This window comes from Mycobacterium sp. SMC-16 (genome assembly GCF_046250085.1).
GTDB classification, from domain to species: Bacteria; Actinomycetota; Actinomycetes; order Mycobacteriales; family Mycobacteriaceae; genus Mycobacterium; species Mycobacterium phocaicum.
Genome location: NZ_CP176427.1, coordinates 2,347,893 through 2,362,332 on the forward strand (window position 1 = coordinate 2,347,893; position 14,440 = coordinate 2,362,332).

11 protein-coding genes are annotated in these 14,440 nt (G+C 68.5%); 8 read left to right on the top strand and 3 right to left on the bottom strand.

Features of this window, described 5'->3' with window-relative positions; all coding sequences use genetic code 11:
• The first annotated feature begins 45 nt into the window (after positions 1 to 45).
• Both tatC and ACJEIK_RS11345 read left to right on the top strand, forming a co-directional pair.
• A complete protein-coding gene (tatC, locus tag ACJEIK_RS11340) occupies positions 46 to 993 on the top strand; it encodes a twin-arginine translocase subunit TatC (RefSeq protein WP_064857657.1) in 948 nt (315 codons plus the stop codon).
• A complete protein-coding gene (locus tag ACJEIK_RS11345; protein WP_135356632.1) occupies positions 977 to 3,766 on the top strand; it encodes an RNA helicase in 2,790 nt (929 codons plus the stop codon). Before tatC ends, ACJEIK_RS11345 begins: the two co-directional genes overlap by 17 nt.
• 12 nt (positions 3,767 to 3,778) lie before the next feature.
• Here ACJEIK_RS11345 and ACJEIK_RS11350 read toward each other — a convergent pair whose 3' ends face one another.
• The gene (locus tag ACJEIK_RS11350; RefSeq protein ID WP_135356631.1) at positions 3,779 to 4,657 is read right to left on the bottom strand and encodes an MBL fold metallo-hydrolase; all 879 of its coding nucleotides are present in this window, start codon (positions 4,655 to 4,657) and stop codon (positions 3,779 to 3,781) included.
• Positions 4,658 to 4,799: 142 nt separating this feature from the next.
• Here ACJEIK_RS11350 and ACJEIK_RS11355 point away from each other — a divergent pair, with 142 nt between their 5' ends.
• Positions 4,800 to 5,543 (top strand): DUF4333 domain-containing protein, encoded by a 744-nt coding sequence (locus ACJEIK_RS11355; RefSeq protein WP_135356630.1) that lies wholly within the window; start codon positions 4,800 to 4,802, stop codon positions 5,541 to 5,543.
• A 65-nt stretch (positions 5,544 to 5,608) separates the two neighbouring features.
• On the opposite strand, the gene ACJEIK_RS11360 is transcribed toward ACJEIK_RS11355, so the two are convergent.
• Positions 5,609 to 6,559, bottom strand: coding sequence for a 5'-3' exonuclease (locus ACJEIK_RS11360; protein ID WP_061001587.1), 951 nt, complete (start codon positions 6,557 to 6,559; stop codon positions 5,609 to 5,611).
• A 52-nt stretch (positions 6,560 to 6,611) separates the two neighbouring features.
• On the opposite strand from ACJEIK_RS11360, the gene ACJEIK_RS11365 reads away from it, so the two are divergent.
• From ACJEIK_RS11365 to ACJEIK_RS11375, 3 genes are all read left to right on the top strand, one after another.
• Entirely contained in the window at positions 6,612 to 7,736 is a 1,125-nt protein-coding gene (locus tag ACJEIK_RS11365; protein ID WP_061001586.1) for a M24 family metallopeptidase, read from the top strand.
• Between the two features lie 42 nt (positions 7,737 to 7,778).
• Positions 7,779 to 9,122 carry an ABC1 kinase family protein gene (locus ACJEIK_RS11370; protein WP_409431487.1) on the top strand — a complete coding sequence of 448 codons (1,344 nt, stop codon included), beginning with the start codon at positions 7,779 to 7,781 and terminating at the stop codon, positions 9,120 to 9,122.
• Between the two features lie 113 nt (positions 9,123 to 9,235).
• Positions 9,236 to 9,877: a class I SAM-dependent DNA methyltransferase gene (locus ACJEIK_RS11375; protein ID WP_135356628.1), complete on the top strand. Its 642-nt coding sequence runs from the start codon at positions 9,236 to 9,238 to the stop codon at positions 9,875 to 9,877.
• Here the strand turns inward: ACJEIK_RS11375 and ACJEIK_RS11380 are convergent.
• Complete coding sequence (locus ACJEIK_RS11380; protein WP_061006785.1) at positions 9,855 to 10,250, bottom strand: MmcQ/YjbR family DNA-binding protein; 396 nt, start codon at positions 10,248 to 10,250, stop codon at positions 9,855 to 9,857. The genes ACJEIK_RS11375 and ACJEIK_RS11380 overlap by 23 nt on opposite strands.
• Before the next feature lie 111 nt (positions 10,251 to 10,361).
• Between ACJEIK_RS11380 and ACJEIK_RS11385 the strand changes: the two genes are divergently transcribed.
• The gene (locus ACJEIK_RS11385; protein WP_135356627.1) at positions 10,362 to 12,329 is read left to right on the top strand and encodes an alkaline phosphatase family protein; all 1,968 of its coding nucleotides are present in this window, start codon (positions 10,362 to 10,364) and stop codon (positions 12,327 to 12,329) included.
• 28 nt (positions 12,330 to 12,357) lie between these two features.
• A complete protein-coding gene (gene ligA / locus ACJEIK_RS11390) occupies positions 12,358 to 14,415 on the top strand; it encodes an NAD-dependent DNA ligase LigA (protein WP_135356626.1) in 2,058 nt (685 codons plus the stop codon).
• Positions 14,416 to 14,440 lie beyond the last annotated feature (25 nt).

Here is a 14,440-nt window from a genome sequence, read left to right on the forward strand (position 1 = left end):
GCCGCGGGCCAAGCGCTCGCGGCGGTCGGCCTATTTCACACTCACGTGCCAGTAACTGGAATCTTCCGAAAGCTCGACCCGCGCCGCCGACGGTCGCGGGTCAACCCTGACGGCACCATGTCGCTCGTCGATCACCTCGAGGAGCTCCGGACACGGTTGCTGATCGCGGTCATCGCGGTCCTGTTGACGACCGTCGTCGGTTTCCTCTGGTACGGGCACGGCTTCTTCGGATTCCCCAGCCTCGGTGACTGGCTGCGCGGCCCGTACTGCTCGCTGCCGGCGTCGTCGCGTGCGTCGATCGCGCCCGACGGGGAGTGCCGGCTGTTGGCGACGGCGCCGTTCGACCAGTTCATGCTGCGTCTCAAGGTCGGCATGGCGGCGGGCATCATCCTGGCCTGCCCGGTGTGGCTCTACCAGATCTGGGCGTTCATCACCCCCGGCCTGTACAAGAAGGAACGGCGCTTCGCGTCGCTGTTCGTCGGCGTCGGCGCGCTGCTGTTCGTGTCCGGCGCGGTCCTGGCCTACGTGGTGCTGTCGACGGCACTGTCGTTCCTGCTGACCGTCGGCAGCGATGTGCAGATCACCGCGCTGTCCGGTGAGCAGTACTTCGGCTTCCTGATCAATCTGCTGATCGTGTTCGGCATCAGCTTCGAGTTCCCGCTGCTGATCATCATGCTGAACCTGGTCGGGGTGCTCACCTACGAGAAGCTCAAGGCCTGGCGCCGCGGGCTGATCTTCGGCCTGTTCGTGTTCGCGGCGTTCGTGACGCCCGGCTCGGACCCGTTCTCGATGCTGGCGCTGTCGCTCGCGCTGACGGTGCTGCTGGAGATGTCGATCCAGGTGGCACGGCTCCACGACCGGCGCAAGGCCAGGCGCGAAGCCGAGACCGTTCCCGACGACGAGGCCGCCCCGATCGGGCCGGTAGAACCCATCGATGCGCCATCTGCCGTGCCGACGCCGACCCGGCTGACCATCGATGACGACGCCACCTGACTCGCAGGAGGCGGCCCCGGTCGAACCGGGGCCGCAACTGCGTGACTTCGCCGCCGGCCTGTCGTTCACCCTGGACCCGTTCCAGACCAACGCCTGCGTGGCGCTCGAGAACGGGCGCGGCGTTCTGGTCTGTGCCCCGACCGGCGCCGGCAAGACCGTCGTCGGCGAATTCGCGGTGCATCTGGCGCTGGCCGCCGGGCGGAAGTGCTTCTACACCACCCCGATCAAGGCACTGAGCAACCAGAAGCACAACGATCTGGTGGCCCGCTACGGCCCCGAACGCATCGGCCTGCTCACCGGTGACCAGGCGATCAACGGCGACGCCGACATCGTGGTCATGACCACCGAAGTGCTGCGCAACATGCTGTACGCCGATTCGCCTGCGCTGCACGGCCTGGCGTACGTCGTGATGGACGAGGTGCACTTCCTCGCCGACCGGATGCGCGGCGCGGTGTGGGAGGAAGTGATCCTGCACCTGCCCGACGAGGTCCGGCTGGTCAGCCTGTCGGCGACGGTGAGCAACGCCGAGGAGTTCGGCGGCTGGATCCAGACGGTCCGTGGTGACACGACCGTCGTCGTCGACGAACACCGCCCGGTGCCGCTGTGGCAGCACATGCTGGTGGGCAAGCGACTCTTCGATCTCTTCGACCTGTCCAAGGGTGCGGCCCCCGGCGAGGGGAAGGCGCGCGTCGACCCGGAGTTGTTGCGGCACATCGCGCATCGCCGCGAGGCGGACCGCCTGATGGACTGGCAGCCCCGCGGCCGCGGCCGCGACGGGCATCGGGGTCGGCCCGCCATGTACCGCCCGCCGAGCCGGACCGACGTCATCGGCACCCTGGACCAGGCCGGTCTGCTGCCGGCCATCACGTTCGTGTTCTCCCGCGCCGGGTGTGACGCCGCGGTCAAGCAGTGCCTGCGATCGGCGGTGCGGCTGACCAACAGGACCGAGCGCGACCGGATCGCCGAGATCGTCGACCGGCGCTGTGCCGATCTGGCCGAGTCCGATCTGGCGGTGCTGGACTATCACGAGTGGCGCGAAGGCCTGCTGCGCGGATTGGCCGCCCACCACGCCGGGCTGCTGCCGGTGTTCCGGCACACCGTCGAGGAGCTGTTCACCGCGGGCCTGGTCAAGGCCGTTTTCGCCACGGAGACACTGGCTTTGGGCATCAACATGCCGGCCCGTACCGTCGTGCTGGAACGGTTGGTCAAGTACAACGGCGAGCAGCACGCCCCGTTGACGCCGGGGGAGTACACGCAGCTGACCGGTCGCGCCGGACGCCGCGGCATCGACGTCGAGGGCCACGCCGTCGTGCTGTGGCATGCCACCGACGAGATGGCCGATCCGGCCCAGGTCGCCGGCCTGGCGTCGACCCGAACCTTCCCGCTGCGCAGTTCCTTCGCGCCGTCGTACAACATGACGATCAACCTGGTGCAGCACATGACGCCGGCCGCGGCGCACCGGTTGCTCGAGCAGTCGTTCGCGCAGTACCAGGCGGACCGCTCGGTCACCGGGCTGGTGCGCGGCATCAAGCGCGGTGAGCGGATGCTCGCCGCGCTTGCCGCCGAGCAGAGTGACGACTGGGAGTCCGTGCTCGAGTACGCCCGGCTGCGGGCGAGCATCACCGAACGTGAGCGGGCACAGTCCCGGGCCGGTCGCCTGACGCGGCGCAAGGGCATCAACGACGCGCTGGCCGGGCTCAAGCGGGGCGACGTCATCGCCATCGGCCTGGGCCGCCGCAGTGGACTGGCCGTGGTGCTGGAGCCGGCGTTCGACGCCGACGACCCCCGCCCGCTGGTGCTGACCGAACATCGTTGGGCGGGAAGGATTTCCGCCGCCGACTACGCCGGGACGTCGCAGCGTCTGGGCAGCATGTCGCTGCCCAAGCGGGTGGAGCACCGGCAGCCGAAGGTGCGCCGTGATCTGGCATTGGCGCTGCTGCGGGCGGCCGACAGCATCGATGTGCCGTCGGTGCGGCGCAGCCGCGGCGCCACGGAGGCGACACCGGACATCGATCCGGAGCTCGCCGGCCTGCGCGAGCAGATGCGCCGGCACCCCGCGCATCAACTGCCCGACCGCGAAGCCCGGGTGCGCGCCGCCGAGCGTTACCTGCGCATCGAACGTGACAACGACCAGACGCAGCAGAAAGTCGCCGCGGCCACCAACTCACTGGCGCGCACCTTCGACCGCATCGTCTCGCTGCTCAGCGAGCGGGGCTTCATCGAAGGCGCCGAAGGCGAGCCTGCGGTCACCGACGACGGACGGCTCCTGGCCCGCATCTACAGCGAGAGCGACCTGCTGGTCGCCGAGTGCCTGCGCGGCGGCGTGTGGGACAGCCTCAATCCGGCCGAGCTGGCCGCGGTCGTGTCGGCGGTGCTGTTCGAATCGCGCGGCGACGGCCCGACGGTGCCGCCGGGCTTCGAGCAGGTCACCGACGAGGTACGGCGGGCGCTGGCCAAGACCCGCCGGCTGTGGACCGACATCCGCGGCGACGAGCGCCGGCACCGGCTGCCGTTCAGCCGGGAACCCGACGCCGGTTTCGCCGCGGCCATGTACAGCTGGGCGACCTACGGCGATCTGACCGCGGCGCTGCTGATGTCCGACAACGGCAACGGAAACGCGCTGCCCGCAGGTGATTTCGTGCGGTGGTGCCGTCAGGTGCTTGACCTGCTGGACCAGGTGCGGCTCGCCGCGCCGTCGCCGCAGCTGCGCGCCACGGCCAAGCGGGCCATCGGCGCGGTGCGTCGCGGTGTCGTCGCCATCGACTCCATGTGAGCTGCCGCCGGCTCAGGCCGGACTCAGATCCAGCCAGTCGTCGACCATGAACCGGTCGCCGCGCGCCACGATGGTTGCGCCGCCGTGGCCGGCATAGTGTGCCGGCACCACCGCCGCCCGCCGCCGGGATGCCTCGGTGAACACCCGCTTGCGGGTGACAGTCGCTTCGGCCGCGTTGACGTCGTAGGCGCATGGATCGTCCGGCCGGGGAATCTGGATGGGGCAGTGCGTCAGGTCGCCGACGAACACGGCCGGCTTGCCGGCATCGAGCCACAACACCGACGAGCCGGGTGTGTGGCCGGGCGCCGGGCGCAGCCATACCGAGTCGCTCAGCTGATAGTCGCCGGAGAACAGCTCGGTCTGGTCGGCCACGGGAATCACGCTGTCCTCGAACACCGTTCGCATCTCGTCGGTGGTCTCGGGGTTGTCGGGCGCGAAGAACCGGTGGTCGGCCTCGGGCATCAGGTACCGGGCGTTGGGGAACGTCGGGACCCAGGCGCCGTCGACCAGTTGGGTGTTCCAGCCGACGTGATCGGTGTGCAGGTGCGTGTTGAGCACGACGTCGACGGCTGCCGGGTCGATACCGGCGGCCCGCATGTTGTCGAGGAACGGCGTGCTGAGGTGATCCAGCGGCGGCATGTGCGGCCGGTGCCGATCGTTGCCGGCGCCGGTGTCGATGACGATGGTCAGCCCGTCGACCTGCAGCACCCAGCTCTGGATCGCGATCCGGAACAGGTCGGTCGCGGGGTTCCAGAACCGTGGCGCCAGCAGTTCGGCCTCGGCGTGCCAGGCCTCCGGCGGCGTGGACGGCCACAGGGTGGTCGGGATTTGCACCTGGGTTTCCGCGACGCGGGTCAAGACGGCATTGCCGAGCCGGATTTGGTCCGTCATACCGCGAGACTAAGGCCGGCCGGGTCAGGTGATGCCCAGACACGCGCCCCGCGTGCAGGTCATCCAGGAACGGCGGCACCGGTAGTGTGGTTGACCAGCAGCCCGGATGACGTCCGAGTAGTAGAGCACCGAGGGAGAGACGATGAGCGGTCCAGAGGGAACTGATCCGTCACAGCAGTGGCAAGGTCAGCAGCCCGCTTGGGGTCAGCCGGCGTCCGGCGCCGAGCAGCCGACCACTGCCGCCCCGGCATGGGGACAGCAGCCGGCCTACAACCCGGAGCAGTACCAGCAGCAGTACCCGGCCGTTCAGCCCGGTGCCGCGCAGCCTGGGGCGCAGCAGGTTCCGGGCTACCCCCAGCAGCAGTACCCGGGCTACCCGCAGCAGGGCTACCCGCAGCCGGGCGCCTACGGTCAGCCGCAGTACGGCCAGCCGGGTCAGTACGGTCAGCCCCAGTACGGCCAGCCTGGTCAGTACGGTCAGCCGCAGTTCGGTGACGGTGCCGCGGGGCAGCAGTTCGACCAGCAGTTCGGCGCCCCGGCCGCCAAGAAGGCCAGCAGCAAGACGCTGATGATCATCGGCGGCGTCGTGGCCGCCGTCATCGTCGCGGTCGTCGGCGTCCTCGGGTTCCTGTGGCCGGGCTTCTTCGTCACCACCAAGCTCGACATCAACGCCGCGCAGTCGGGCGTGCAGAAAATCCTGACCGACGAGACCAACGGCTACGGCGCCAAGAACGTCAAGGACGTCAAGTGCAACAACGGCAGCGACCCTGAGGTCAAGTCCGGGCAGACGTTCGACTGCGACGTGAACATCGACGGCACCAAGCGCACCGTCAAGGTCACGTTCAAGGACGACAAGGGCACGTACGAGGTCGGCCGCCCGAAGTAACGCCCCTCGCGCGACGCCAGAACTGCCCCCTTTCCTTGGAAAAGGGGCAGTTCTGCGTTTGGCGGCTACAGCTTGTCGAGCGCCTTCTGCAGCCGCGCGATGGAATTTGTGACGCCGTATTTGCCGGCGAGGTCGGCCACGCGCTGTGGGTCGCGCGCGGCGAGCGGCAGCGCGTCGGACGCTGTCGACAGGGACACCGGCGCATCGGTCGCGACGAGGACGACGGGCAGCGCAGCCGTGATGTAGTCCGCCGCGGCCAGCAGCTTCTTACGTTGCGCCGCAGCCATTTTGGACGTCGGGTCCTGCGCGGCCGCCTCGATCGCGGCCAGCGAACCGTAGGTCTGCAGCAGCGTCGACGCGGTCTTCTCACCGATGCCGGCGACGCCCGGCAGCCCGTCGGACGCATCGCCGCGCATCAGGGCGAGTTCGGCGTATGCCGCACCGGCGCGGTCGAGCGGGACGCCGTAGGTCTCGGCGACCTCGGCGGGCCCGTACAGCACCGCCTTGGCCAGGCCGCGACCGATATAGAACACCCTGATTCCAGGTCCGTCATCACTGGCGAGCTGCAGCAGGTCGCGGTCGCCGCTGACCACGATCGCGGGGTCTGCCTGTTCCCGGGTCGCCAGCGTGCCGAGCACGTCGTCCGCCTCGAAACCCGCGGCGCCCGCCGTGGCGATGCCGAACGCGTCGAGCAGCTCCATGATCATGGCGACCTGCGGTGTCAGATCGTCGGGCACTTCCTCGATGTCGGGCTCGCCGTCGGGGTGCTCCTCGAGAACCCGGTGCGCCTTGTAGGACGGGATCAGGTCGACGCGCCACTGCGGCCGCCAGTCGAGGTCCAGGCACACCACCAGGCGGCCGGGCCGGTGCTGGGTGACCAGGGCCGCGATGTTGTCGATGAAACCGCGGACCGCGTTGACGGGGCGGCCGTCGGGCGCGGTGATCGAGGACGGCACCCCGAAGTACGACCGGAACCACATGCTGGCGCCGTCGAGGAGCAGGATCGGCTGGCTCATGCTCGGGCCCGCCTGTCACGGATGTCGGTCAGCATCGCACTAGCCTATTGCCATGAGCTCAGCGCGATTCAACACCGACGTCTATGCCGCGCGTCTGCGCTCGGCCGCCGCGGCTGCCCATGCCGCCGGCCTGGCCGGGCTCGTCATCACTCCGGGGTACGACCTCCGGTACCTGGTGGGGTCGCGCGCGCAGACCTTCGAGCGGTTGACGGCACTCGTGGTGCCGGCCGACGGTTCGACGCCGACGGTCGTGGTGCCGCGGCTGGAACTGGCGTCGCTGAAGGAGTCGGCGATCCTGGAACTGGGCCTGACGGTTCAGGATTGGGTCGACGGGGACGATCCCTACGCGTTGGTGGCCGCGGCGCTGCCGGGCAGCACGGTCGCGGTCACCGATGCCATGCCGGCCCTGCACCTGCTGCCGCTGGCGTCGGTCCTCGGCGCGGTGCCGGTGCTGGCCACCGATGTGCTGCGGCAGTTGCGAATGATCAAGGACCCCAGCGAGATCGACGCACTGACGAAGGCCGGCGCGGCCATCGACCGCGTCCACGCGCGGGTGCCCGAGTTCCTGAAGCCGGGACGTACCGAGGCCGACGTTTCCGCGGACATCGCGGAAGCTATTGTGGCCGAAGGTCATTCGGAAGTGGCGTTCATCATCGTCGGATCCGGTCCCAACGGGGCGGACCCGCACCACGAATGCTCCGACCGCGAACTGCAGGTCGGTGACATCGTCGTCGTCGACATCGGCGGGCCCGTCGAGCCCGGCTACAACTCGGACTGCACCAGGACCTACAGCATCGGCGAGCCCGATCCCGTCGTGGCGCAACAGTATTCGGTGCTGCAGCGGGCGCAGGCGGCGGCCGTCGCCGCCGTCCGGCCCGGGATGACGGCCGAGCAGATCGACGCCGCGGCCCGCGACGTGCTGGCCGCCGAGGGGCTGGCCGAGGTGTTCGTGCACCGCACCGGTCACGGCATCGGCCTGTCGGTCCACGAGGAGCCGTACATCGTGGCGGGCAACGGTTTGACGCTGGAGCCGGGCATGGCGTTCAGCGTCGAGCCCGGTGTGTACTTCGCGGGGCAGTGGGGCGCCCGGATCGAGGACATCGTCGTCGTCACCGACGACGGCTGCGTATCGATGAACAACCAGCCGCACGAACTGGTGGTTGTCCCGGTTTCGTAGCGGCTGTTGTCAAGATCGGCTAAGAAAGCCAAGATCGAGGCCATGGCTGAAATCCGCCGTGGCCGCACGGGACGTGCCGCCAAGCTGGCAACCCTTCCTGCCGGGATCGCAGGTCGCGCCGTCCTGGGCGTCGGCAAGCGCATGGCCGGCAAGTCGAAAGAGGACGTCAACGCCGAGCTCGTCGAGAAGGCCGCCGAGCAGCTCTTCCAGGTGCTGGGGGAGCTCAAGGGCGCGGCCATGAAGCTGGGACAAGCGCTTTCTGTCATGGAGGCCGCCATCCCACCGGCGTATGCCGAGCCCTACCGCGAAGCCCTCACCAAACTCCAGAGCGACGCCCCGCCGCTGCCCGCCGACAAGGTGCACCGCGTGCTCGATGCCCAGCTGGGCACCAAGTGGCGTGAGCGTTTCCAGTCTTTCGACGACACGCCCGTCGCCTCCGCGAGCATCGGGCAGGTGCACAGCGCGGTGTGGGGCGACGGCCGCCGCGTCGCGGTCAAGGTGCAGTACCCGGGTGCCGATGAGGCCGTGCGCGCCGACCTCAAGACGCTGCGGATGCTCACCACGCTGTTCAAGCAGGTGGTTCCGGGCGCCGACGTCAAGAGCATCATCGACGAGCTCATCGAGCGCACCGAGGAAGAGCTGAACTACCGCATCGAGGCGGACTATCAGCGCGCGTTCGCCAAGGCCTTCGCGGGCGATCCGCAGTTCTATGTGCCGGCGGTCGTCGCGTCGTCACCGAAGGTCGTCATCACCGAATGGATGGAGGGCCGCAAGCTCTCCGAGATCATCGCGGGCGGAACGGAAGACGAACGCAACCGGTGCGCGCACCTGTTGCTGGAGGTCACCATCAGCGCGCACTATCGCTGCGGGCTCCTGCACGTCGACACGCATCCCGGCAATTTCATGCTGCTCGACGACGGCCGGTTCGGCGTCATGGACTTCGGTGCCGTCGCGGTCCACGAGGGCGGGCTGCCGCGCGCCACCGGCCCCATCCTGCGGCTCGCGCGCGACGAGAAGTGGGAGGAGATGACCGCCTACCTCCGGGAGGAAGGCTTCATCCCACCGGGTGCGACGGTGTCGCACGAGGAGATCAACGCCTACCTGCTGCCGTACATCGAACCGTTGCGGCACAAGAGTTTCCACTTCAGCCGCAAGTGGCTGCAGGGCATCGCCGCCACCGCGGCAGACATCCGCAGCGAGCAGTTCGCCGCCACTTTCAAGACCAGCCGCCAGCTGAACCTGCCGCCCAACTACCTCATGATGTTCCGGGTGCTCGGTGGTCTGCTCGGCATCGCCGCACAGCTCGACGCAACCATCAACTACGCCGACATCGTCGACAAGTGGGTGCCGGGATTCCGCGAGGACGACGACGGTTCGGCGCGGTAGTGGCAGTGCGGCCGCGCCGAGATCTCGTCTCTGCCACTATGCCGAGGATTGCTGCCGCATGGTGACCACGATCCTCGGCGCTAACGAGCCAACGGCGGACCGGCGGCATCACGATGCCTGACTTTCTGGCGAGGACACGTGATGGCTATGACCGCGCGGCCGCGCACTACGTCAGGCGCTTCCAAAGCCATCTCGATGACAGGCCGTTGGACCGCGCCATGATCGGTGCCTTCGCTGAACTGGTGGGCCGAGGAAGCAGGGTGCTGGACGTGGGCTGCGGCACCGGCGTGGCCACCGCGGCGCTTGCCGCTGTCGGTCTCGACGTCACCGGAATCGATCTGTCGCCCAACATGATCGCGCAGGCGCGGCAGCACAATCCGGGTCTGCCGTTTCGCGTCGGGTCGATGCTCGACCTCGACGTGGCCGACGGCAGCGTCGGCGGACTCTATGCGTGGTACTCGATCATCCACGTGCCCGACGCGCACCTGCCGCGGGTCTTCGCCGAATTCCACCGGGTGCTCGGGCCGGACGGTGTGCTGTTGTTGGCGTTCCAGGTCGGGGACGAGCCGCGGGTGCTGACGGACTTCGATGGCGAGGCCGTGAACTTGACCTTCATCCGTCGTCGGCCGGAGGTGGTCGCAGACCTGTTGTCGAGCAGTGGTTTTCGCGTCTACGCCGAACTGGTCCGGCAACCGGACGACGACGGAGCCGAATCCACGCCGCAGGCCTACCTCATTGCGCGTCGAGTAGCTTGATCAATCGCTTCGGCGCGACCAGCCGGAACGACGCATCGAGCAGCTCCCGGACCTCGTGCCAGTCGACCTTCGCCGCGGTGAAATCCAGCCCGAGCCAACCGGACGGACCCATGTAGGCGGGATAGTAGAACCGCGAATCCTGTTCCAGTGCTGCGCGGTCGGACTCGTCGACCTTGACCAGCAATGAATGCGGGTAGGCGACCATCTCGCCCGTCGTCTTCGAATTGCCGCCGTACATCGCGAACATCTTGGGCGCGCAGAACACCGGCCGGCCCCACGACACCTTCTCGAAGGCCTCGGGGAAGCCCAGTGCGACCGCGCGCAGCTCTGCCAGGCCGGGGTCGTCGTCGTCGAACATGATCGGATGCGGCACGTTGCCACGGTAACGCGCGGCGGCGCGGCGGGTGTCCAACCTTCGGGATGACTGTGTGTCAGGTTCGCGATTCCTGTGCGGCCGATAATTGTCGCGCGTTATACATTCCGGATGACAGCGGGAAGATGCATTGGTCGGGTAGGGGGACTGGCGGTCGCACTCGGGATCGGTACCGCGCTCGCGGGGTGGGGTGACTGCCCGGCGTGGGCCGACACCACCGCAGGTGCCGCCGGGGCGACGACGTCATCCCAGTCGGCAGGCACGCCGTCGGGCGCTCCGGACAAGAAGCAGCGCAAACCGGCCAAGCCGAAGCCGAAATCCAGCAAGCACGCGGACAAGGCCGACAGGGACAAGGCTGGCAAGGACACGGCCGACAAGCCCGACAAGAAGGTTCAGAAGGCCGCCGCCGCCGACAAACCCGACAAGGGCAAGGTCGACAACGGCAAGGCAGACATAGCGGATGAGGCAGCACCCCGGGTGAGCCTGCCGCGTGTCACGGCCGCGGTTCCGGCCAGGTCCGTGGCGACGCCGACGGTCACCGCCGTCGCGGCGCAGGCGAGCGCCGCACAGCCGACGGTCAAGGTGGCCGCGGTGTCCACCACACCGATCGCCAAACTCACCAGGGCCCTGCGTTCGCTTCAGGCGCCGGTATCGCCGCTCAGCTCGACATCGGTGCTGGTGGCCCTGGCTGCGGTGCGCGATGAACTCGAACGAAAGACGCTCAAGCCCACCAGTGCCGTTGCACCGCAGCCGGTTTCGACACTCGCCGATACCACGCCCAACGTGCTGGTGATCGGCGTCGACGGCACCAACCTGAGCCGCGTGCTGGCCGACCCGGCCAACGCCAACTTCTTCCAGCTCATGCAGGGCGGCACCACGGCGCCGGCGAGCATCGTCGGGCACACCACGATCAGCAATCCGTCGTGGACCGCCATCCTGACCGGCGTCTGGGGTGAGAAGACCGGCGTCATCAACAACATCTTCAATCCGGCCGTCTACGACAAGTGGCCCACGGTCTTCAACCAGCTCGAGACCTTCAACCCCGGTATCCAGACCACGGCCATCGCGAATTGGGACGTCGTCTCGGCCATCGCCGTGTCGGGCTCGGTCGGCGCCGACCACGTCGTCAACATCTCGCACATCGCAGGCGACTCCGACTGGTCACTCACCGACGACGCCGTCGGCGACGCGACCGAGGCCGCGATCGCCGCCGCCGACCCGAACAAGCCGAACTTCGTGTTCAGTTACTTCGTCGGGGTCGACGAGAACGGGCACAACTACGGTGGCGCGTCCCAGCAGTACGCCGACGCGGTGCGCAATGTCGACCAGAACATCGGCGAGATCATGCAGCAGGTCAATGACTGGGAAGCCGCGACCGGGGAGCAGTGGACCGTCATCGTCGTCACCGATCACGGTCACCAGGCCAGTAAGGGCCTCGGTCACGGTTTCCAATCACCCAATGAGACATCGACTTTCGTCATCGCCAACAACCCGAATCTGTTCACGGCCGGTGGGGTCAACCTGAAGTACCAGATCGTCGACGTCACGCCGACGGTGGTGACGTTGTTCGGCGGTACCCCCGCGCCCAAGTCCGACGGTGTCTCGATCACCAACCTGGGCGGCAGCACGGTCACACCGATCGACGACGACGCCGCGCTGCGAGCCGCGGTGCTGGATGTCATCGGCAAGTACGGATACCCCGACATCGGCACCGATCTGAAACTCGGCGTCCGGACGGTCTTCGCGTCCGTGCCCTACTTCCTCAATCAAGGGTTCGATGCGGTGACGGCGCAACTGGAGTCGATCGCGGCGCAACACATCTTCGTCATCAGCCCGCTGGCACAGGCGATGACCGTGCCCGTGCAGCTGGTCGGCAGCCTGACGTACGCGGCGACGAACGCCGTCGCGCAGGTCGTCGCGAGGCTGACAGGGGTCACGGGCGCCAGCCTCGTGCCGATCTTCATGCCGCCGCTGCCGCCGCTGGTCGGTACCGAGGATCCGCAGGTTCCGTTGAGTCCGGTGGCCGCGTGCACCGTCCTCGTGGCGTGCGGGACGTCGACGGGGATCATCGCGGCCTGATGTCACAGCCCTTCGCTAGCCTTACCGGGTGAGCTCACCCGATCCCGACGTGCGCCGGCAATGGCAGGAACTGGCCGAGGAGGTCCGCGGTCACCAGTTCCGCTACTACGTCAAGGACGCGCCGATCATCTCCGACGGTGAGTTCGACAAGCTGCTGGGTGAACTGCAGGAGATCGAAGAGCGGTACCCCGAGCTGCGGACGCCGGATTCGCCGACGCAGCTGGTCGGCGGTGCCGGGTTCGCGACCGAGTTCGGCGAGGCGCAGCACCTGGAGCGGATGCTGTCGCTCGACAACGCGTTCAACACCGACGAGCTGACGGCCTGGGCTGCCCGGCTGTCCAACGAGCTGGGCGGCGATCTCGAGTACCTCTGCGAACTCAAGGTCGACGGCGTCGCGCTGGCGCTGGTCTACCGCGACGGCAAGCTGGTCCGTGGCGCGACGCGCGGCGACGGCCGTACCGGTGAGGACGTCACGCTCAACGCCCGCACCATCACCGACGTCCCCGAGCAGCTGACCGGCACCGACGAATTCCCGGTGCCGGCGGTGCTGGAGGTCCGCGGCGAGGTGTACTTCCGCGTCGAGGATTTCGCGGCGCTCAACGCCAGCCTCGTCGAGGAGGGCAAGGCGCCGTTCGCCAATCCGCGCAACAGCGCCGCCGGGTCGTTGCGGCAGAAGAATCCGGCCGTCACCGCGCGTCGCCGGCTGCACATGATCTGCCATGGCCTGGGCCTCACCGAAGGCTTCGAGCCCGCATCGCTGCACGACGCCTACCGCGCACTCAAGGCTTGGGGCCTGCCGGTGTCCGACCACACCACCCGCGTCACCGGCATCGCGGCGGTTGCCGAACGCGTCGCGTACTGGGGCGAGCACCGCCACGACGTCGATCACGAGATCGACGGTCTGGTGGTCAAATTGGACGACCGCACCCTGCAGCGCCGCCTGGGCGCCACCAGCCGGGCGCCGCGGTGGGCCATCGCCTACAAGTACCCGCCCGAAGAAGTCACCACCAAGTTGCTCGACATCCGGGTCAGCGTGGGCCGCACCGGCCGCGTCACCCCGTTCGCGTACATGGAACCCGTCACGGTGGCGGGATCGACCGTCGGGCTCGCGACGCTGCACAACGCCACCGAGGTGAAGCGCAAGGGCGTGCTGATCGGCGACACCGTGGTGATCCGCAAGGCCGGCGACGTCATCCCCGAGGTGCTCGGCCCGGTCGTCGATCTGCGGGACGGTACCGAACGCGAATTCGTCATGCCCGCAACATGTCCGGAGTGTGGCAGCACGCTGGCGCCGTCGAAGGAGGGTGACGCCGACATCCGTTGCCCCAACACCCGGTCGTGCCCCGCGCAGCTGCGCGAGCGGGTGTTCCACGTCGCGGGTCGGGGTGCCTTCGATATCGAGGGCCTCGGCTACGAGGCGGCCACCGCGCTGCTGGCCGCCGGCGTCATCACCGATGAGGGCGACATCTTCGAGCTCACGGCCGACGAGTTGTTGCGCACCAACCTGTTCAAGACCCAGAAGGGTGAGCTCTCGGCCAACGGCGCCAGGCTGCTGGCCAACCTCGGCAAGGCCAAGCAGCAGCCGCTGTGGCGCGTTCTGGTGGCGCTGTCCATCCGGCACGTCGGCCCGACGGCGGCCCGGGCGCTGGCCGCGGAATTCGGTGATCTGCAAGCGATCACCGAAGCGTCCGAGGAGCGGCTGGCGGCCGTCGAGGGCGTCGGGCCCACCATCGCCGCCGCCGTGATCGACTGGTTCACCGTCGACTGGCACCGCGCCATCGTCGACAAGTGGCGGGCCGCGGGCGTGCGGATGGCCGACGAACGCGACGCAAGCATCGAGCGGAACCTGGAGGGCCTGTCGATCGTGGTGACGGGCTCGCTGACGGGGTTCTCGAGGGACGAGGCCAAGGAGGCGATCCTGGTCCGCGGCGGCAAGGCCGCGGGTTCGGTCTCGAAGAAGACGGCCTACGTGGTGGCCGGCGACGCGCCAGGATCCAAGTACGACAAGGCCGTTGAGCTCGGCGTGCCGATTCTCGACGAAGACGGCTTCCGGCGGTTGCTGGCGGAGGGGCCGGACGCGCTCTGAGCTCGATGGCGGCGCCGGTGTCCCG